Raw genomic sequence first — 17832 nt, forward strand, 5'->3', positions numbered from 1 at the left:
CAGCCGCCCGAGGTAGCTAGCGCCCGAGCTTCTCCAGCAGCCCCTTCAGCACCGTCTGCTCTGCATCGGACAACCCCGCCGCGATGCGCGCATCGTGCGCGCATACGGCGGCGGTGGCCTCCTTCAGCGTGTTGCGGCCGGCCTCTGTCAGCACCAGGCCGAATGCGCGCCGGTCGGTGGGCGACGGCAATCGCTTCACCAGTTCCATCGACTCCAGCGCGTCCACGAGCAGCACGGCACCGGAGCGTGCAATGCCCAGGATCCGGGCCAGGTCGGTCAGTTTCAGGTCGGGATTGCGCGCGATGATCTGCAGCGCCGAAAAGCGCGGCGGCGTGATGTTCCACGCGGCGAGCGATGCCACGAAGTCTTCGTAGACGCGAATCTGGGCCCGACGGATCGCGTATCCGATCAGCGAGTCAAGCACGCCGTAGTCGACGTTTGGCAAGTGCGGTTCGAAGTGGCTGCCGTTGGGGTCGGGCGCGAGCGTGTCGCGTTGTTTGCGGGGTGACGTCATGCCTAGTTGACCAGGAAATAGCGCAGCTCGACGCGATCCGGGTAGCGCGCGCCGGCTGCCACAAACAGGTGCTGCATCAGCCAGCGATACTGCGGCGCGGCGGTCTCGAAGCGCGGCGTCGTACGGAAGTAGATCTCGGATGGGTCTACCTGCTCGCCCCGGTTGAGCCGCGCGATCACGTGGGCGCTGCCGGTGCGCACGCCGGCATTGACGATGTAGATACGGGCGCCGTCGTCGGTTTCCAGCACGTATCGCGCTTCGATATCGGCGGTGGTGACGTCGCTGCCGTCGTCGTGACGGATCAGCTGGAAGTCGGCGCCGCCCGGCAGGATGCGGCCGTTCAGGCGCGGCCCGCGCACCGTGCCCGACAGGATCGGGATCACACGCCGCTGGCCTAGCGCCGTGACGCCCACCTCGGTGGGGGCGGCCACCTGCAGGCTGAAGTCAGCCACGGGTTCCAGTGTGGGAATCGCAATGGCCGGAGAGACTCGGGTCATTTGACGAGCTTCCAGTTGCCGTTGTCGATGGTGAGCAGCACGCGGCCGCGCTGGTCGAAACCGAAATGGTCCTCGGCGGTGTAGTTCAGCACGCCGTGGGACACCACGATGTCGCGCTCGCTTTCCAGGGCGTCCTTGAGGGCCTTGCGAAACGCTGGCGTGCCCGGTTTGGCCTTCTTCAGCGCGACCGGCACGATGCGCTGCAGAACCAGGCCGGCATCGTAGGGATGCGCGCCAAACTGGGTGCGGGTCTCGGGGCCATACTGGGTTTCGTAGCGCGTGACGTAGTCCATGCCGGGTTTCTTGACGGGGCTGGACGCGGGCAACTGCTCGGCCACGATGACGGGGCCGGCCGGCAGGATCGCGCCGTTCACGGCCTTGCCGCCGATCCGGATCAGGTCGCGCGTGGCCGCACCGTGGGTCTGGTAAATCGGCCCGGTATAGCCGCGCTCGCGCAAGGTGGTGTGCGGCAGCGCGGCGCCGGTGCCGGCCCCGGCAATCAGCACGGCATCGGCGCGGGCGGCAATCAGCTTCAGCGCCTGGGCCGTGACGCTGGTATCGGAGCGCGCATAGCGTTCGGTGGCGATCACGCGAATGCCGTTGGCCTGCGCGGCCGAGGTGAACTCCTTGAGCCAGGTCTCGCCGTAGGCATCGGCAAAGCCGATGAATGCGACGGTCTTCACACCGTTCGCCTTGGCGGCGCCGGCCACCGCATCGGCCATCAGCCGCACCGGTTGTGCCAGCCGATACGTCCACGCACCGCGACCGGGCTTCAGTTCGATCGGCGAGAAGGCCAGTTGCACGGTCTGGCTTTCATCGGCCACTTCGGAGATCGCAATCGAAGGCGCCACGGCGGACGACCCCAGAATGACGTCGACCTTGTCTTCCGTGACAAAGCGGCGGGCGATCTTGGTGCCCTGTGTCGGGTCGGATCCGTCGTCCATGACGATGTAGTGGATCTTCTCGCCGGCAATCGACGCAGGCAGGAACGGCATGGTGTTCTTCTGCGGGATGCCGAGCGACGCCGACGGTCCTGTAGAAGCGATGCTGACGCCAACGGTCACGTCGGCCTGCGCCGCGCCGGCGGCCAGAACGAGGGCAAGGGCGGCCAGCGCAAGGCTGGTGCGAGGCATACGGAAATGGGGCATGGCGAGGTCTCCTGCGATCTTGTTCTTTGAGGGTTTGCGGCTTATGGCTTTCGGGTCCGCAGCTGCTGCTGCCCGAAGCCGGCCAGTGTCTTGTAGCGTTGGGAAATGGCTTCGAGTTCGCTGCGCGGAATGACATCGTCGATGCGCGCGAAGCCCTGGGGCGCACGGACTTCGGCCAACTGCATGACCTGCTCGGGCCCGTTCATGCGGTTGCGCAATACGATGCCGGCTGTGCGCGGCAGCCGCTCGGCCTCGTACTCGCGCAGCGCGTAGTCGAGGTCGCGCTCTGCCAGCAGGCAGTCGGTCAGGTAGCGCGCATCCACGATGGCCTGCGCGCTGCCGTTCGAACCGATCGGATACATCGGGTGCGCCGCGTCGCCCAGCAGCGTGACGCGACCGAAGGTCCAGCGCGGCAAGGGGTCCTTGTCGACCATCGGGAATTCATAGATGGCTTCGGCGCCGTCGATCAGCGCAGGGATGTCGATCCAGTCCCAACGCCAACGCTCGAACGCCGCCTGGAAGACTGACTTGTCGACCTGGCGGTTCCAGTCGCTGCGCGGCGGGGTGTCCGGATAGTCGTCGGGCACGCGCAGTTCGGCAATCCAGTTGATGCGCGACCGGCCCTGCGTGCGCAGCGGCTCGGAGATCGGATAGGCCACGAACTTCTGGTCCTGATGGCCCGCCATGAACATCGAGCGGCCGTCGAGATAGGGTGCGGCGTCGGTCGTGGCGCGCCACAGCAGACGCCGCGAGAACCGGGGCGCATCGCCGGTCGGGTAGAAATGGCGGCGTACCGCCGAGTGGATGCCATCCGCGCCCACCAGCACGTCCGCGCTGGCTTCGACCAGGGTATCGTCGCTGCGGCGCCTGAGCGTGAAACGCGCCGGCTCGCCGTTGCCGCCAGTGCTGGCAATCGACTCCAGCGCGTGACCGGTGTGGACGCGATCGGCACCCAGCCGGGCCAGGGCGGTCTGGAACAGCAGCATCTGGAACTCGCCGCGATGTACGGAAAACTGCGGCCAGTCGTAGCCGGCGGCAAGCCCGCGCGGCTCATGCCAGATCTGCTGGCCGAGCTTGTTGTAGTAGGACAGTGAAGAGGTCTCGATGGCGATGCGCGCCAGATCGTCCTGCAAGCCCAGCACCGAGAGCTCTCGCACCGCGTGCGGCAGCAGATTGATGCCGACGCCCAGCGGCCGCAGCTGTTCGCTGGCCTCCCAGACTTCGACATCGAACCCCTGCTGATGACAGAGCAGGGCGAGCGTGAGCCCGCCGATACCGCCGCCGGCGATCGCGATCTTCATGTGTTTCCTCCCCGGCGCCGCCGCCGCATTGTTCTACTGTATAACTAGTTGACGGCGGCCGAATCAGCGATTTCCCTGAGCGTCAATCGGCAAGCAGCGCGTCGGCAATGCGTTCGGCGGTGGGGATGGAGTCGGTCAGCCCCAGATGGCCGTGGCCGACGGCAAGCCACAAGCCCCGATGGCCAGCGGCCTGGCCCACCACTGGCACGGAATCGGGCATGCAGGGGCGATGGCCCATCCAGGTGGTGACGGCGCTGTCCGACAGGCCCCGGAAGGTCTGTCGCGCGATTCCTTCGAGGATGGCGGCGCGGCGCGGATCGGGCGGCCGCTTCAGGCCGGCAATTTCGACGGTGCCGCCGACCCGAAGCCCGTCTTCCATTGGCGTGACGAAGATCTTGTGGTCGGTCAGCACAACGGTGCGCGTCACCACATCGCGCCTGCCGGTGAACTGGACGTGGTAGCCGCGCTGACTTTCGAGCTGCAGCCGCACGCCGAGCGGATCGAGCAGGCGACGCGACCAGGCGCCGGCCGCCACCACCACATGGTCCGCGACATGCATGCCGTTGGCCCCGTGCAGCGTCCAGCCATCGGCGCCCGAGGTCATCCGCTGGATATCGTCACGCACCAGCTGGCCGCCGCGCGACACGAACGCATCGGCAATCGCACGGGTATAGCGCGCCGGGTTCAGGATCGTGCCGTGATCGGCCAGGTAGATCGCCGCCTGATAGCGCGCCGCCACGCCGGGCTCCAGCGCATCGATGCCGGCGCGATCGAGCGTCTCGAAGCGGAAGCCGAACCGCTGCCGCAGTTGCCATGCCGCGCTATCGGCCTGCAGGGCCGCGGCGCTGGGATACAGATGCAGGTGGCCGCGGCGCATGAACAGTTCAGGCACGCCGATTTCGTGTGTCAGCGCCTCGTGCTTGTCCACGGCGCCCGCATGCAGCGCCGCCAGCGCGGCGGCCGCGCGTTCGACGCGCTGCGGGGCGGCAGACAGTACGAAGCGTGTGAGCCATGGCATGGCGGCAGGCAGATAGCTGAGCGGCAGCCGCAGCGGGCTGTCCGGATCGACGAGCATCTTGGGCACCGACGCCAGCACGCCCGGCATGGCCAGCGGCGCGATGGAACGACGCTGATCGCCCCCGAGTTGCCAAAGCTGCAACCACTGGCCGGCCCCTCCCGGTCCATCAGCGTCACCGTGGCGCCACGCTTGCGCAGCGTGAGCGCGATACAATTGCCGACGATGCCGGCGCCAATCACCGCGATGCGCGGGGCGGAAGGGGTGGGGGCAGGGGAGGGGGCTGTCATGGCGCCACAAGGTACTGCCTAATGCGCCACAGGGCAAGCGGTTGCGCCGTCCCGGCGCATGCCGGCATGCGTATTGGCGCATCGCGGTGCAATCCGCGCGCCAAATCCGTGAATGCGGGTGGCACGGAACCTGCTGGACAGGACACCGGAGAGTAGAAGCGTTCAGCGGCCCCGCGCCGCCCGGAAATTGCTCGCCAATGTGCCCACGCATCTTTTTCCGGAGCTCTCCATGCGCCGTCGTTCCTTCCTGCGCGCCACTGGCGCCACCGCCATTTCCTCGCTGTTCGCCGCGCCTGCCATCGTGCGCGCCAGCGGTTCGCTGCAGAAGTTCAAGTTCAACCTTGGCTGGAAGGTGGAAGCCTCGGGCGCGGGCTTCCTGCTGGCGCTGCAGCGTGGGTACTACAAGGACGCCGGACTCGATGTCGTGATCGATACCGGCAACGGGTCGGCGTCGGCCATCAGCCTGGTGGCCGGCGGTGCCTACGACTGTGCATCGGCCGACCTGGCGGCGATGATTGAATTCAACGCCGCCAACCCGGCCTCCGCCCTGAAGGCGGTGGCCATCCAGTACGACCTGAACCCGAACGCGGTGATCGTGCGCAAGGGCGGCGGCATCGTCAAGCCGGGCGACCTGGCCGGAAAGTCAATTCTCGGCCAGCCGTTCAATGCGTCGCGCAAGCTGTTTCCGGTGTTTGCCAAGGCGCAGGGCTTCGATGCGTCGACGGTCAAGTGGGAAAGCGTGACCCCGGACATTGGCGACACGCGCTTTGTGAAAGGGGACTTCGACGCCGCCGCCTACTTCTACTTTACGGGCCTGCTGAACCTGAAGGCGCGGGGCATGGGGCCGGAGAAGCTGACGGTGTTCCGCTTTTCGGACTACGGCATGAAATCGTACGGCAACGGTCTGGTGGCCAATCGCAGAAGCATGGCGGAACAGCCCGAGGCCATGAAGGCGTTCGTCAAGGCGTCGACGCGCGGCTGGATCGAAGCCATGGCGGATCCGAAGGCCGGCGCGGCGGCGGTCAAGGCCCGGGAGCCGCTGGCCGACCAGACGCTGGAGTTCGAGCGTCTGAAGCTGATCGTCGACGGTGCAATGCGGACGCCCGATACGCTGCGCGACGGATGGGGCGCGGCCACGCAGCCGCGGCTGCAAGCCACGGTGGACGAGACGGTGGGCGCGTTCGGGATCAAGCCGGGCATGACCGTCACCGATATCTGGACCGATCAGTTCCTGCCGTCGGCGGCGGATCGCAAGCTCAAGGCCTGACGCGGAGCGCCCATGTCGATTCCTGTCATCGATCTCACCGATGCGTTGCTCCCCGGTGGAGCGCGCAGCGCCGAGGTGGCGCAGACATTCCGTGCGGCAGCCATTTCGTCGGGCTTCTTTTATGTCCGCAATCACGGCGTGGCGGCGGAAATGGTCGCCCGGCAATTCGCGCTGGCCCAGGCGCTGCTCGACCTTCCGGTTGCCACGCGGCACGCGTTGGCCATGGCCAATTCGCCCACCATGCGCGGCTTCGAAAACCTCGGGGACCAACGGCTCGATGCCGCGGCAAGGCCCGACCTGAAGGAGAGCTTCTACTGCGGCATGGCCTATCCGGACGATCACCCTTACGTGAAGGCGGGATATCAGACCTACGGCCATAACCAGTGGCCCCAGGAACTGCCGCAAGCGCCGGCGCAGTGCCAGGCCTATATCGACGCGATGCTTGTGCTGTCGCGCAGGCTCATGCAGTTGATGGCCCTCTCGCTCGATCTGCCGGAACACTATTTCGACCACACCAGCGAAAGCCCGATGGTGACGCTGCGCATGATTCGCTATCCCGCGCATCCCGCCGATGCCGACGCGCGGACCTTTGGCGCGGGGGCGCATACGGATTGGGGCGCCGTAACGATCCTGGCGCAGGACGCGCATGGTGGGCTGGAAGTCCAGATGCCGAATGGCGACTGGGTGCCGGCCACGCCCATGCCCGGCTGCTTTGTCGTCAACCTGGGCGACATGGTGCCCCGCTGGACCAACGGCCGCTACCACTCGAATCCTCACCGCGTGCGCAATGTCCACTCCGGCGGCGCGCCACGCTATTCGATTCCGTTCTTCTACGAGCCTGACTACCTGGCCCGCATCGAGCCGGTGCCTGGCACCCTGCGAGATGGCGAGACGCCGCGCTTTGCACCGTGCACCGCCGGAGAGCATCTGACCGAGATGTACCGGAAGACGTATGTCCCGGAGGTGCCCGCATGAAGCTGTGGTTCAACCTGCTCTGCCGCGATATCGACGCGCAGTTTGCGTTCTACCGGCAGATGCTCGACCTCCCCGAGGCCGTACAGTGCCAGTCGGCCATCTACCGCGCGCTGGAAACGCCAACGTTTCAGCTGGGGTTCAATGCTGCGGCGGCGTATGAGCTGCTGGGATTGGCGGATCGGCGTCCAGCGCCGGAATGCGTCTCGCCGGTCATTGCCTATGCGACCTTCATGGTGGAAACCCCTGCACGCGTGGACGAAGCCGGCAGGTCCGTTGAAGCCTTGGGCGGCACCGTGATCAAGCCGGCGTTTGCCACGTACTATGGACAGTGGCAGGTGGTGCTGCAAGACCCCGAGGGCAATGTGTTTCGGGTGGCCTGTGCGGCATTGCCAGTGGGGGCCACGCCAGCGAGACTGTGAGCCGGACGCGGCACGGCGTCCACCGACGTCTTGAAGTTTGGCGATCAGGCCCCAGATGGGGCCTGTTTGCTTTTTCACGCCCTCAAGTTTTCACAGCCCCCCGCATGTACCAGAAAGGCACTTCCGTCGAAATCCAGTTTCCCCCGCAACGCCTGAACGACGCCGCCGGCGACCCCTATTGGTTGGATTTGTCGATCGATGAGGCGCAGGCGCTGCTCGAACGCCTGCAGGCGCATCTGGCCCAGGCCACCGAAGGCACGGCCGCGCCGCTGGTGTTCAGTCTCGAAGGGCCGGCGGTGCCGGAATCGAAGGCAGCTCCCAGCCCGGACCAGCAGCCGGCGTCGACCGCAGCCGAGGCCGAATTCAAGCAATTGGTCTGCATCATCTGCGGCTGGGTCTACGACGAGGCAGCCGGCCTGCCCGAAGACGGCATCGCACCCGGCACGCGGTGGGAAGACATTCCGGACGACTGGCGTTGTCCGGAGTGCGATGTCGGCAAGGAAGACTTTGCGATGGTGGAGTTCTGAACCGTCGCGGCACCCGGGTTTTTTGTGGTCCAGGCGGCAGCGCTAGGCCTTCGCGCCATCCCCAAACAACACCGCCCCAACCCCTGGCAGCTCCGCTTCCAGTACGGAGCCGCTGGCCGATTCGGTCAAGACCAGGCGGTTCGTGCCGGGCCGGAACGCCACGTTGGTCACCGTGCCGCCCAGCGGGCTGCGCACAAAATGGGTACACCAGCCGTGCGCGTCGATGACAAACGCACCGCCCAGACTGGCGTGCGCCACGACCAGCCGGCCGTCGGCATCCATCGCCAAACCGTCTGGGCCGCTGGTGCCGAAGAAGGTCTGGAAGGCGCCGGCCTTCGACACCGATCCATCTGGCAGCAGCGGCATGCGCCATACCGCGTTGCCGCGCGTGGCGGCCACGAACAGGAAGCGGCCTGACGGATCGATGACGATGCCGTTGGGGCTCGGCACGTTAGACAGCAGCAGGTCGAGCTGGCCGGATGGACGCAGGCGGTAGACGCGCCCGGACGGGTCATGCAGGCCGGTCTGGCCCTGATCGGTGAAATACAGGTTGCCCTGCGTGTCGAACGTCAGGTCGTTGACGCCCTTGAAGCTTTCCGAATTGCGATGGCCCAGCACCACTTCGACATCGCCCTGGCCAGGCGTCATTCGCAGGATGCCGCGACGATAGTCGGCAATCCACAGGCTGCCGTCGCGATGCAGCGCGATGCCGTTCGGCCAGCCGCCGGTATCGCCGACGAGTTGCCATTGCAGGTCCGGTGTGATGCGGAACAGCCGGCCGTGCGGGATATCGGTCAGGTACAGGTTGCCGTCGTGGTCGAAGGTCGGGCCTTCCAGGAAGCTGTCGGCGATCTGTCCGGGCTTGTTCGCGTCGGCCCACGCGCTGCGCTGCGGCAGCCGCAGTGGGTCCGGCATGCGCGTGAGCACGCGCGCTTCGATGATCTGCGGTGGCGTGAAGTTGACGTTCCACATGGCGATGTCAGTCTGCCTTGATGTTGGCGGCCTTGATCACGGCGGCCCAGCGTTTGATCTCGTCGTCGACCAGTTTGGCCGCCTGCGCGGGGGTGCTGCCTTCCGGGTCCAGGCCTTGCGATTGCAACTGCTTCCTGACTTCGGGCGTGTTGACGGCGGCCACGATGTCCTTGTTCAGGCGGTCTATCACGGGCTGCGGCGTGCCGGCCGGGGCCGAAAACGCCACCCAGTATTTCATCACCATCTTTGGCATGCCCACTTCAGGCGCGGCAGGCACGTCGGGCAGCACGGGCGAGCGCACATCGTTGGCCAGCATCAGCGCACGCAGCTTGCCGCTCTTGATGTATTGCAGTGCCGTCGGCAGTGACGTGATCAGCGCCTGGATCTGGCCGCCCATGACGTCCTGCAGCGCGGCCCCGGCGCCGCGATAAGGCACGTGAACCAGGTTGGTGCCGGCCACGCTGTTGAACAGCGCGCCACCCAGATGGGTATTGGTGCCGTTGCCGCCCGAACCGTAGTAGTACTTGCCCGGATTGGCCTTGGCCAGTGCGATGAACTCCTGCACGGTCTTGGCGGGCACGTTGGGATTGACCACGAGCACGTGCGGGACCGATGCGACGACGGAAATATGACGGAAGGCGGTTTTCGGGTCGAACGGCAGCAGCTTGGGCTGCAGCGTAGCCGCGATGGCGTAAGACATCTCCATGGTCAGCAGCGTGTAGCCGTCCGGATTGGCACGCGCCGCCGTGCTCCAGCCGATCACGCCGCCCCCGCCGGTACGGTTGTCCACCACCGTGCTGGTGCCATTGGCGCTCATGCCCGTGGTGACCAGGCGGGTGATCAGGTCGGCCGAGCCGCCCACGGCGTACGGCACGATCACGGTGATCGGCCTGGACGGGAAGGTTTCGGCGGCAATGGCGTGGATAGGGGCCACCGTTGCACTGGCGGCGGCCAGCGCAACGGCACCCAGGAAGGCGCGGCGTGTCATGGAGTCTCCTGCAGCATCTGAAATTTTTTCGTTCTATTGTTTAGAACGTTGTTCCGTTAATGCTGCGCCGAAAGGCAGGAGATTGTCAAGCGGCGCGGGATGCCGCTCATGGCCGAAGTACTGCGATCCGGCAGGGGAGGCAGCGGGTGCTACCGATCCTGCGGCGCGACGCCGAGAATGTTGGCCGCGAACGCCTCATGTGTGGCCGCGTCCACCGGGCGGTGCTTTATCGTGGCGGACGGCGGGTACTTGCCCACGGTGTTGCCGTTCTTCCAGTCGCGCGACGGGCGAATGGGGCGCGCCGTGAAGCCGCCGCCGCAGTTGGGGCAGACGTTGCCGAGCACGTTGTCCACGCAATCGGCGCAGAACGTGCATTCGAAGCTGCAGATGCGGGCCTGCGTGGAGGCCGGCGGCAGCGCGGTGTTGCAGTGTTCGCACGTGGGGCGCAGTTCCAGCATGGGTGTCTCCTTTCCTTTTCGTGTTCGTGCCATCATAGCCGCCTTCAGTTTCTCCTCTGTCATCCGATCAAGTCATGACCGCCGCGCAGGACGACCATCCACATCCCGCCAACGACCCCGCCAGCAGCGTCCTCAAGGCCGCGTTCGTGCGCCATGAGCAATCGCTTGCGCCGCCGGGGCATGCGCCTGGCGAGGACGACCACGCCGTCTACCGCACGCTGCTCGAATCGACGAAGGCCATTCCCTGGAAGATCGACTGGGCGACGATGGAGTTTGCCTATATCGGCCCGCAGATCGAAACGCTGCTGGGCTGGGCACCGTCGACATGGAAGACCGTCAACGACTGGGCCGACCGCATGCATCCCGATGACCGGGAGCAGGTGGTCAATTTCTGCGTGGCGCAGTCACAGGCCGGCACGGATCACGAGGCGGACTATCGCGCGCTGACGCGCGATGGCGGCTACGTGTGGCTGCGCGACGTGGTCCACGTGGTGCGCAACGCGCAGGGCGAGGTGGATTCGCTGGTCGGCTTCATGTTCGACATCAGCGAGCGCAAGCGCACCGAGGAGATGCTGGCCCAGCTGCAGCAGGAACTGGAGCGCCTGTCGTTCACCGACGGCCTGACCGGCGTGGGCAATCGCCGCAAGTTCGATGCCGTCCTGCAGGCGGAATGGGATGCGGCGGCGGTGACGGGCATGCCGTTGTCGCTGATCATCATGGACATCGACTTCTTCAAGTCCTTCAACGACTACTACGGCCACGTGCAGGGCGATGGCTGCCTGAAGCGAATTGCGTCGGTGCTGCGCGACGCGCTGGGCGAGCATCATTTCCTGGGCCGCTTTGGCGGCGAAGAATTTGCGATGGTGCTCGGCAATACCGATGCCGATACGGCCGTGAAAGTGGCCGAACGTTGCCGCGAGCTGATTGCGGCGGCGGCCATCCCTCATCTGCGCTCGCCCTACGATCAGCGCGTGACGGCCAGCTTTGGCGTGGGCACGATGGTGCCGAACGACCGCAGCGACGCCACGGCCTTCCTGAACCTGATCGACGCACAGCTTTACCACGCCAAGGACAACGGCCGCAATCGCATCGCGGCCGTGGATCGCGCCGGGATGCAGGGCGACGCCTTCAAGGTGCATTCCCGATGACCGTGCAGGGGCCGGCGCCCACGGCGCGGCTGCTGCTGCGGGCCTGGTGCGAGGCGGACCGTGCGCCGTTTCGTGCCATGAATGCCGATTCGCGCGTCATGGCATGCTTTCCATCCACTTTGACCGATGTGCAAAGCGATGCGCTGTTCGACCGCATCGTGGCCCATCACGCGCAGCATGGCTTCGGCCTGTGGGCGCTGGCGCGGAAGGAACCGTCGGGGGCCGGCACGTTCATCGGCTTTACGGGACTCAGCATTCCGGCATGGCAGACGCCCTTCGGCCCCCGCGTGGAGATTGGCTGGCGCCTGACCCATGACCATTGGGGGCAAGGCTATGCAACGGAAGCGGCACGGGCATCGCTGGCCTATGGATTCGATGTCCTGCAGATCGACGAGATCGTATCGTTCACGGCGGCCATCAACCGGCGGTCCGAACGCGTGATGCAGCGGCTGGGCATGCACCATGACGCCGCCGGCGATTTCGATCATCCCGCGCTGCCGCCCGGCCATCGGCTTGAACGGCATGTGCTCTACCGGCTGACGCGCGAAGCATGGGCCATGGCAAGACGCGGCCGGTGCCGGCACTGCGGTGAAACGGCCACTGGGCACGGGGGCTAGCGGCAATCACGGCGTTGCGGTCTATATCCGCAACGTAAGGGCCTGCAGTCGTGGCGTGCAGTCGTGGCGTGCAGTCGTCGCGTGAGCCATTCGGCGCGGCTGCAGCGGAATGGCATCCGCAGCAGGACTTCCATCAGGTGCTGACGAATCGGCCAGGCCGGGCCGCAGCCGGAAACGTGGTGAAACAGATCCGCCTGGGTACTGGATGGCGGCCTTCAAATAGCGGGACAACCGGGTAACGGTATTCGCTAGGCGCCGCCCGGCGGCCAGATCCATTCCGGCGCCTGCTGGATCAGGCGATCCGCGACGGTGCGTACTTCAGCCATGGCCTGGCTGGCGATGCCCGACGCGGTGGACGCCTTGCGGCTAACGATGCCCACCGACCGCACCGGGCCGTCCACGATCTCCGTCACCGACATGCCCTTGAGCGACAGCAACGGCATGATGCCCAGGTACGGCAGCACGGCAATGCCCAACCCCTGCTTGACGAAGCCCGCGATGGTGCCGATCTGGTCCAACTGCAGCTTCGGGCGGAACACCACGCCCCGCTGCAGGAAGGCCGCACTCATGTATTTCATCGCCGTACTGGCATCGGTCATGCTGATCAGCGGCAGGTCGTTCAGGTTCTCCATCTGCGTTCGCGCGCCCAGCCGCTGCCGCCACGCTGCCGGCGCCAGCAGCACGAAGCGGTCACGCAGGATTTCCTCGTAGTGCAGGTCGGGATTGGACGGCGAGGCCGACGCCAGCGCAAAGTCCACCTGATAGCTGACCACGCGGCGGACGGCTGCCTGATCCGCGCAGTCGTGAACGGTGAGATGCGGCTGCGGATAGCGCCGCTCCAGGGCTGCGCACACGCCGGGCAGCAGCACGTTGGCCAGTGACGGCAGCGCCGCCACGGCCAGCCGGTGCGCCTCCTGTTCGGCCCGGTTCTGCATCTGCTGCAGGCCGGTGTCGAATTCCCCAACGATGCGGCGTGCCATCGGCACCAGTTGCTCGCCGGCGGGCGTCAGCCGCACGCTGCGCGTGGAACGCTCGAACAGCGCGACGCCGAGTTCGTCTTCCAGATCCTTCACCGTCTTGCTCAGCGAGGGCTGGGTGACAAAGAACTGTTCAGCCGTGCGGCTGAAGTTCAGCGACTGGGCCAGCGCAAGGAAGATGCGTAGCTGGCGCGGTGTGACATTCATTCCTGGCACCTATCAATTTATCGATAAATGGAATTTCCGCAATAAATGTAGCCTGCCTAGAATGGGCCGGCAAATTTCACGACAACGATGACACGGAGACGCGGCATGCTGGATCTGCATGGGAAGGTGGCACTGGTGATGGGCTGTGGCGCGGTGGCCAGGGGCTGGGGCAACGGCCGCGCCACGGCGGTACTGATGGCGCGCCAGGGTGCCCGCGTGTTCGGCACCGACCTGCATGTCGGGCACGCCAACGAGACACGCGACCTGATCCGGGCGGAAGGCTTCGAGGCCGAAATCATGGCCTGCGACAGCACGCGGGCGGAGCAGGTGGAAAAGGCTGTGCAGGCGTGCATGGCGCGCTATGGCCGGATCGACATCCTGGTGAATAACGTCGGCCTGTCGCAGCCCGGCGGCCCGGTCGACATGGACGAGGCGGTCTGGGACGCGCAGATGCAGGTCAACCTCAAGGGTGCGTTCCTGGGCTGCAAGCATGTGCTGCCCATCATGCAGCATCAGGGTGGCGGATCCGTGATCAACGTGGCGTCGGTGGCGGGCCTGCGCTATGTGGGCAAGCCGCAGGTTGCCTATGCGGCCGCCAAGGCGGGGCTCATGCATTTCACGCGCACCACGGCCGTGATTCACGCACCCGACAACATCCGGCTCAACTGCGTGGTGCCGGGGCTGATGCACACGCCGCTGATCGAGGGCCTGGCCGCCAAATACGCGAAGGGCGACACCGAAGGCTTTATCGCGCATCGCAACAACCAGGTGCCGATGAAGCGCATGGGCGACGGCTGGGATACCGCGCATGCGGTGCTGTTCCTGGCGGCGGACGAAAGCCGCTATGTCACCGGCACCGAAATCGTCGTCGATGGCGGGCTGGTGGCCGCGACGCGCTGACAGGCGGCAATCCGCCGCGCGTATCCGCCGGGACGGACCGCAGAGTCCGCCGGCATCGAGTCATCACCCAATCAAGAAAGGAGACAACGATGACACGCATTTCCCGACGTCTGTCTGGTGCCGCCGCACTGGTCGCGACGGCCCTGGCGGCAATGCTCGGTATGGCGCCCGTCAAGGCGCAGCAACCCTATCCGACCCAGCCCATCCGGCTGATCGTACCGTTCGCGCCCGGTGGTGCGGTCGACCAGACCGCACGCACCATTTCCAACGCGCTCGGCAAGCAACTCGGGCAAACCGTGGTGATCGAGAACAAGCCCGGCGCCAGCGGATCGCTCGGTGCAGGGGAACTGGCCCGGGCCCGCCCCGACGGATACACGCTGATGCTGGCGCTGGATTCCCAGGCGGTGAACCACTACACAGTGAAGAACCTGCGCTTCGACACATTCAACTCGTTTGATTACCTGAGCCTGCTGGTGACCACGCCGCAGGTACTGGTGGTGCGCAGCGACATGCCGGTGAAGAACGTCGACCAGTTGGTGACCTACCTCAAGACACATCCGGAGACGTCATACGGATCGGCCGGTACGGCATCGGCGGGCCATGTGAACAGTGCCCAACTGAACATCGCAAAGCAACTGTCGACGACGCACATCCCGTACAAGGGGGCGGCGCCGTTGCTGACCGACCTGCTCGGCGGGCATATCCAGTACGCGTTCGCCGGGCTGTCCGTGATGCTGCCGCATATCCAGGCAGGCAAGATCCGCGCGCTGGCGGTCAGCTCGCCCAGGCGGTCGGCGATGTTGCCCGACGTGCCGACCATGAGCGAGTCGATCCCGGGCTTCGAATATCCGACCTGGATCGGCCTGGTGGCGCCCAAGGGGCTGCCGTCCGACGTGCGCGAGAAGATCCTGGCCGCCACCCGCGAAGTCATGCATGATCCCGAGGTGTCGAAACGGTTCGCGGAAAATGCGTTCGATATTGTCAACAACAGCCCCGAGGCGTTCTCGGCGCGCGTGAGGAAGGATTCTGACGTGATGGCCGAGCTGGTCAAGCGCAAGATCATCGTGGCGGAATAAGCCGCGCGTACAGGGACACAGGAAAACAGGAACACAGGAGAGCACAGCAACATGGCCAACATTCCCTATGCCGATCTGTCCGATCCGGCGGTACGTCCGCTGGTGGACCGCATCACGGCCGAGCGCGGCGGCGTGCTGCATCTGTACCAGATGCTGCTCCACGCGCCGCCCGTGGCCGAGGGCTGGCTGACCTATCTGACGGCGATCCGGCAGAAATCGAGCTTGCCGGGCGCACTGCGGGAACTGGTGATCATGCGCGTGGCCATCCTCAATGGCGCGCCGTACGAGGCCGACCAGCACGCGCCCATCGCGCTCAAGGAGGGCATGACGCAGGCGCAACTGGACGATCTGGCGTCGTGGCAGGACAGTGGCCTGTTCGATGATACGGAACGTGCGGTGCTGGCCTACACCGATGCCATGACCCGCGACATACAGGTGCCGGCATCGGTGTCCGAGGCCATCCGCCAGCGATTCCCGCACCGGCAGGTGGTGGAGCTGACGGCCACCATCGCGGCCTACAACATGGTGTCACGCTTCCTGGAAGCGCTGCAGGTGCATTCGCACGACGCGCGTTAGCGCCGTCGCGCCGTCGCCGGGGCGGTTGCGGTGACGCCGCTCAGGCGTCGGTCGTTGCTGGCCGCGCTACGGCAAGGTGCAGGGCGAACCACGTGCCGCTTCCGTCCGCCTGCCATCCGATGGCGGCGCCGATGGCCTGGGCGCGGCGGTGCAGGTTTGCCAGCCCGCGTCCGCCATGCGCGGGCGAGACCGCACTGGGGTCGAACGGCGCGCCGTTATCGTGGATGCGGACCGTCACGGTGGCGTCCGCCGCGCCGGTCTGCACGCGGATCGCGGTGGCGCTGCCGTGCTTCAGGATATTGGTGAACACCTCCTGGACGATTCGCAGCACGTGCAGCGCGCCTTGCGGGTCGAGCCACTGAAGCGGTGGCACGTCTTCCACTTCCCACACCAGCTGGATGCCGGCGGCTTCGAGGCGTGGGCCCAGCCGATAGCGCAACGTGGCCAGCAGCAGGAGCAGATCGGCGGAATCGGGCTCCAGCGAGTCGATGGTGAGCTTCAGGTCGTCGATGCACTCGCGCAGCAGCTGTGCGACGTCTATCGCTACGCCACGCTGTTCCACCACGCGCAGCGCGCTCATCAGCGATGAGCCCAGCCCGTCGTGCATTTCTTCCAGCAGGCGCTGGCGCTCCTGCGCCAGCGTCTCGCGACGCTCGATCTCGCGTAGCTGGCGATGGCTTTCGTTGAGTTCGGCCTCGCGCTGCGCCAGCCGCGTCGCCAGGCTCGCATTGACCTGTGCGACCTGTTCCAGCGCGCCGATGTAGCGGCGGTACATCAGGTACATGAACAGCAGCAGCTGTACGCAGCCCAGGTACGACAGCAGGTAGATGCCTTCGATGCTGAGGCGGTAGTTCTGCAGCAGCACGTCGTGGACGGCGATGGGCGTGCTCATCGCGTTCCAGATCGAGAACAGCAGCGCCTCGCGCGAACGGGCGCGCCACGCTGCCTGCAGCGCGGCGATCGATGCGGTGAGGTTCAGGCAGACCAGCAGCAACTGCGACAGCGGGAACAGGAAGACCGCGTGCGTGAACCACGACAGCGGCAGCGTGCTGGTGGCCAGGAACACTACGATGCAGATCAGTGCCGCTTCGAGCCGCCGGTAGCGGACATCAAGGTACCGGAAGATGAAGACGTAGCACGTGAGGATCAGCCAGGCGATGCTGTTGAACGCCAGCCAGGTGAACCACGCTTCGGGAATCGGCAGCGGGTCCTGCCCGACCAGATACTGCAGCGTATGCAGGAAATAGCTGCCGGCGGCCAGGAAGCAGAGCAGGTAGCGGGATTCCGCGCGGCGCCGGCACCAGATCATCAGTGAGAAGATGCCGATGGCCAGCAACGCACCGCTGGAAAGATAAGGAAACTGGGTCTGCAGGAAGCTGCGCAGCGCGTAGCGCCACAGCAATTGCCCGTTGGTGCCGATGCGCATCGTCGACAAGGCGCCGCCAATCTGCCCGGCCATGTCCATGCGCACGACGATTTCGTGCGGGTTGGGTCCCAGCGGAATCCACAGCGGATAGTTGTAGCTGTTCCAGACCGGGCCGGCGCGTGAATGCCAGCGCAGCTGGCCATCGACATAGACGGCCAGGCGGCCGACCGTCTGCCAGCGCGGCGCGTAGAGATACAGTTGATCGCCAGCCTCGCCGCTCTCGGCGGCATCCGGCACCGGCACGCGCACCCAGACGGTAGTGACAGCGCCGTTGTCGAGCGAATCTGGCGTAATCTGGCGCGGCACCACGATGGGCAGGGGGGTGGGCTGCCAGGGCCCGGCACGCTCGGACATGGCCAGCTGCATTGGCGGCGAGTCGAGCGAACCGGCCGGCGTGATACGCACTTCCGCGCGGGTGACATGCAGCGGCGGGCTGCTGGCTTGGGCGCATGTGCCGACGAAAGCGGCCGCCAGGCATAGTGCCAACGCCAGCCAGCGATGCCAGGCACGCTTAATGGTCAGCGGCCGGTTCAT

General features: G+C 66.1%; 19 protein-coding genes and 1 pseudogene. 9 read left to right on the forward strand and 11 right to left on the reverse strand.

The window, feature by feature from the left end; translation table 11 throughout:
• Positions 1 to 16 precede the first annotated feature (16 nt).
• From BLQ58_RS14190 to BLQ58_RS29730, 6 genes and pseudogenes are all read right to left on the reverse strand, one after another.
• Positions 17 to 514 carry a MarR family winged helix-turn-helix transcriptional regulator gene (locus BLQ58_RS14190; protein ID WP_092598883.1) on the reverse strand — a complete coding sequence of 166 codons (498 nt, stop codon included), beginning with the start codon at positions 512 to 514 and terminating at the stop codon, positions 17 to 19.
• 2 nt (positions 515 to 516) lie between these two features.
• A complete protein-coding gene (locus BLQ58_RS14195; RefSeq protein ID WP_092598886.1) occupies positions 517 to 1011 on the reverse strand; it encodes a DUF3237 domain-containing protein in 495 nt (164 codons plus the stop codon).
• Complete coding sequence (locus tag BLQ58_RS14200) at positions 1008 to 2159, reverse strand: ABC transporter substrate-binding protein (RefSeq protein WP_092598889.1); 1152 nt, start codon at positions 2157 to 2159, stop codon at positions 1008 to 1010. The genes BLQ58_RS14195 and BLQ58_RS14200 overlap by 4 nt, the downstream gene beginning before the upstream one ends.
• A 41-nt stretch (positions 2160 to 2200) precedes the next feature.
• On the reverse strand, positions 2201 to 3460 hold the full coding sequence (locus BLQ58_RS14205) for a flavin-dependent oxidoreductase (RefSeq protein ID WP_092598891.1): 1260 nt from the start codon (positions 3458 to 3460) through the stop codon (positions 2201 to 2203).
• Positions 3461 to 3542: 82 nt separating this feature from the next.
• Positions 3543 to 4619, reverse strand: a complete 1077-nt coding sequence (locus BLQ58_RS14210; RefSeq protein ID WP_254775944.1) for an NAD(P)/FAD-dependent oxidoreductase — start codon at positions 4617 to 4619, stop codon at positions 3543 to 3545.
• 23 nt (positions 4620 to 4642) lie between these two features.
• Positions 4643 to 4765: pseudogene (locus BLQ58_RS29730) on the reverse strand (hypothetical protein); the annotation flags it as partial.
• 229 nt (positions 4766 to 4994) lie between these two features.
• Here BLQ58_RS29730 and BLQ58_RS14220 point away from each other — a divergent pair.
• The 4 genes from BLQ58_RS14220 to BLQ58_RS29680 all read left to right on the forward strand — a co-directional run bounded on the left by BLQ58_RS14220 (position 4995) and on the right by BLQ58_RS29680 (position 7953).
• Positions 4995 to 6032, forward strand: a complete 1038-nt coding sequence (locus BLQ58_RS14220; RefSeq protein WP_092598899.1) for an ABC transporter substrate-binding protein — start codon at positions 4995 to 4997, stop codon at positions 6030 to 6032.
• 12 nt (positions 6033 to 6044) lie between these two features.
• A complete protein-coding gene (locus BLQ58_RS14225; RefSeq protein ID WP_092598902.1) occupies positions 6045 to 7007 on the forward strand; it encodes an isopenicillin N synthase family dioxygenase in 963 nt (320 codons plus the stop codon).
• The gene (locus BLQ58_RS14230) at positions 7004 to 7426 is read left to right on the forward strand and encodes a VOC family protein (protein ID WP_092598905.1); all 423 of its coding nucleotides are present in this window, start codon (positions 7004 to 7006) and stop codon (positions 7424 to 7426) included. Before BLQ58_RS14225 ends, BLQ58_RS14230 begins: the two co-directional genes overlap by 4 nt.
• Positions 7427 to 7530: 104 nt before the next feature.
• Complete coding sequence (locus BLQ58_RS29680) at positions 7531 to 7953, forward strand: rubredoxin (protein ID WP_092598908.1); 423 nt, start codon at positions 7531 to 7533, stop codon at positions 7951 to 7953.
• A 42-nt stretch (positions 7954 to 7995) separates the two neighbouring features.
• Here the strand turns inward: BLQ58_RS29680 and BLQ58_RS14240 are convergent, their stop codons facing one another.
• The 3 genes from BLQ58_RS14240 to BLQ58_RS14250 form a co-directional block, all read right to left on the reverse strand.
• Positions 7996 to 8925: an SMP-30/gluconolactonase/LRE family protein gene (locus BLQ58_RS14240; RefSeq protein WP_092598911.1), complete on the reverse strand. Its 930-nt coding sequence runs from the start codon at positions 8923 to 8925 to the stop codon at positions 7996 to 7998.
• 7 nt (positions 8926 to 8932) lie between these two features.
• Complete coding sequence (locus BLQ58_RS14245) at positions 8933 to 9913, reverse strand: Bug family tripartite tricarboxylate transporter substrate binding protein (protein ID WP_092598914.1); 981 nt, start codon at positions 9911 to 9913, stop codon at positions 8933 to 8935.
• Positions 9914 to 10062: 149 nt separating this feature from the next.
• Positions 10063 to 10371: a DUF1272 domain-containing protein gene (locus BLQ58_RS14250; protein ID WP_092598917.1), complete on the reverse strand. Its 309-nt coding sequence runs from the start codon at positions 10369 to 10371 to the stop codon at positions 10063 to 10065.
• Between the two features lie 74 nt (positions 10372 to 10445).
• On the opposite strand from BLQ58_RS14250, the gene BLQ58_RS14255 reads away from it, so the two are divergent.
• Together BLQ58_RS14255 and BLQ58_RS14260 are read left to right on the forward strand one after the other, a co-directional pair.
• Positions 10446 to 11519 carry a sensor domain-containing diguanylate cyclase gene (locus tag BLQ58_RS14255; RefSeq protein WP_092598920.1) on the forward strand — a complete coding sequence of 358 codons (1074 nt, stop codon included), beginning with the start codon at positions 10446 to 10448 and terminating at the stop codon, positions 11517 to 11519.
• Positions 11516 to 12136 carry a GNAT family N-acetyltransferase gene (locus tag BLQ58_RS14260; protein WP_092598923.1) on the forward strand — a complete coding sequence of 207 codons (621 nt, stop codon included), beginning with the start codon at positions 11516 to 11518 and terminating at the stop codon, positions 12134 to 12136. Before BLQ58_RS14255 ends, BLQ58_RS14260 begins: the two co-directional genes overlap by 4 nt.
• Positions 12137 to 12384: 248 nt before the next feature.
• Here the strand turns inward: BLQ58_RS14260 and BLQ58_RS14265 are convergent, their stop codons facing one another.
• On the reverse strand, positions 12385 to 13320 hold the full coding sequence (locus BLQ58_RS14265) for a LysR family transcriptional regulator (RefSeq protein WP_092598926.1): 936 nt from the start codon (positions 13318 to 13320) through the stop codon (positions 12385 to 12387).
• A 105-nt stretch (positions 13321 to 13425) separates the two neighbouring features.
• Between BLQ58_RS14265 and BLQ58_RS14270 the strand changes: the two genes are divergently transcribed.
• The 3 genes from BLQ58_RS14270 (at position 13426) to BLQ58_RS14280 (ending at position 15872) form a co-directional block, all read left to right on the forward strand.
• Positions 13426 to 14220, forward strand: coding sequence for an SDR family NAD(P)-dependent oxidoreductase (locus tag BLQ58_RS14270; RefSeq protein WP_092598929.1), 795 nt, complete (start codon positions 13426 to 13428; stop codon positions 14218 to 14220).
• Between the two features lie 89 nt (positions 14221 to 14309).
• Positions 14310 to 15296 carry a Bug family tripartite tricarboxylate transporter substrate binding protein gene (locus BLQ58_RS14275; protein ID WP_092598932.1) on the forward strand — a complete coding sequence of 329 codons (987 nt, stop codon included), beginning with the start codon at positions 14310 to 14312 and terminating at the stop codon, positions 15294 to 15296.
• 51 nt (positions 15297 to 15347) lie between these two features.
• Entirely contained in the window at positions 15348 to 15872 is a 525-nt protein-coding gene (locus BLQ58_RS14280) for a carboxymuconolactone decarboxylase family protein (RefSeq protein WP_092598935.1), read from the forward strand.
• 40 nt (positions 15873 to 15912) lie between these two features.
• Here the strand turns inward: BLQ58_RS14280 and BLQ58_RS14285 are convergent, their stop codons facing one another.
• On the reverse strand, positions 15913 to 17832 hold the full coding sequence (locus BLQ58_RS14285; protein WP_092598938.1) for a sensor histidine kinase: 1920 nt from the start codon (positions 17830 to 17832) through the stop codon (positions 15913 to 15915).

It is taken from the genome of Ralstonia sp. 25mfcol4.1 (assembly GCF_900104095.1).
Taxonomy (GTDB): domain Bacteria; phylum Pseudomonadota; class Gammaproteobacteria; order Burkholderiales; family Burkholderiaceae; genus Cupriavidus.

Excerpts from the sequence above, each read along its gene's own strand:
- BLQ58_RS14260 (WP_092598923.1), top strand. The coding sequence starts at position 11,516 with ATGACCGTGCAGGGGCCGGCGCCCACGGCGCGGCTGCTGCTGCGGGCC.
- BLQ58_RS29680 (WP_092598908.1), top strand. The coding sequence starts at position 7,531 with ATGTACCAGAAAGGCACTTCCGTCGAAATCCAGTTTCCCCCGCAACGC.
- BLQ58_RS14220 (WP_092598899.1), top strand. The coding sequence starts at position 4,995 with ATGCGCCGTCGTTCCTTCCTGCGCGCCACTGGCGCCACCGCCATTTCC.
- BLQ58_RS14205 (WP_092598891.1), bottom strand. The coding sequence starts at position 3,460 with ATGAAGATCGCGATCGCCGGCGGCGGTATCGGCGGGCTCACGCTCGCC.
- BLQ58_RS14250 (WP_092598917.1), bottom strand. The coding sequence starts at position 10,371 with ATGCTGGAACTGCGCCCCACGTGCGAACACTGCAACACCGCGCTGCCG.
- BLQ58_RS14195 (WP_092598886.1), bottom strand. The coding sequence starts at position 1,011 with ATGACCCGAGTCTCTCCGGCCATTGCGATTCCCACACTGGAACCCGTG.
- BLQ58_RS14190 (WP_092598883.1), bottom strand. The coding sequence starts at position 514 with ATGACGTCACCCCGCAAACAACGCGACACGCTCGCGCCCGACCCCAAC.
- BLQ58_RS14255 (WP_092598920.1), top strand. The coding sequence starts at position 10,446 with ATGACCGCCGCGCAGGACGACCATCCACATCCCGCCAACGACCCCGCC.
- BLQ58_RS14230 (WP_092598905.1), top strand. The coding sequence starts at position 7,004 with ATGAAGCTGTGGTTCAACCTGCTCTGCCGCGATATCGACGCGCAGTTT.
- BLQ58_RS14245 (WP_092598914.1), bottom strand. The coding sequence starts at position 9,913 with ATGACACGCCGCGCCTTCCTGGGTGCCGTTGCGCTGGCCGCCGCCAGT.
- BLQ58_RS14275 (WP_092598932.1), top strand. The coding sequence starts at position 14,310 with ATGACACGCATTTCCCGACGTCTGTCTGGTGCCGCCGCACTGGTCGCG.
- BLQ58_RS14280 (WP_092598935.1), top strand. The coding sequence starts at position 15,348 with ATGGCCAACATTCCCTATGCCGATCTGTCCGATCCGGCGGTACGTCCG.
- BLQ58_RS14270 (WP_092598929.1), top strand. The coding sequence starts at position 13,426 with ATGCTGGATCTGCATGGGAAGGTGGCACTGGTGATGGGCTGTGGCGCG.
- BLQ58_RS14200 (WP_092598889.1), bottom strand. The coding sequence starts at position 2,159 with ATGCCCCATTTCCGTATGCCTCGCACCAGCCTTGCGCTGGCCGCCCTT.
- BLQ58_RS14240 (WP_092598911.1), bottom strand. The coding sequence starts at position 8,925 with ATGTGGAACGTCAACTTCACGCCACCGCAGATCATCGAAGCGCGCGTG.
- BLQ58_RS14265 (WP_092598926.1), bottom strand. The coding sequence starts at position 13,320 with ATGAATGTCACACCGCGCCAGCTACGCATCTTCCTTGCGCTGGCCCAG.
- BLQ58_RS14225 (WP_092598902.1), top strand. The coding sequence starts at position 6,045 with ATGTCGATTCCTGTCATCGATCTCACCGATGCGTTGCTCCCCGGTGGA.
- BLQ58_RS14285 (WP_092598938.1), bottom strand. The coding sequence starts at position 17,832 with ATGAACCGGCCGCTGACCATTAAGCGTGCCTGGCATCGCTGGCTGGCG.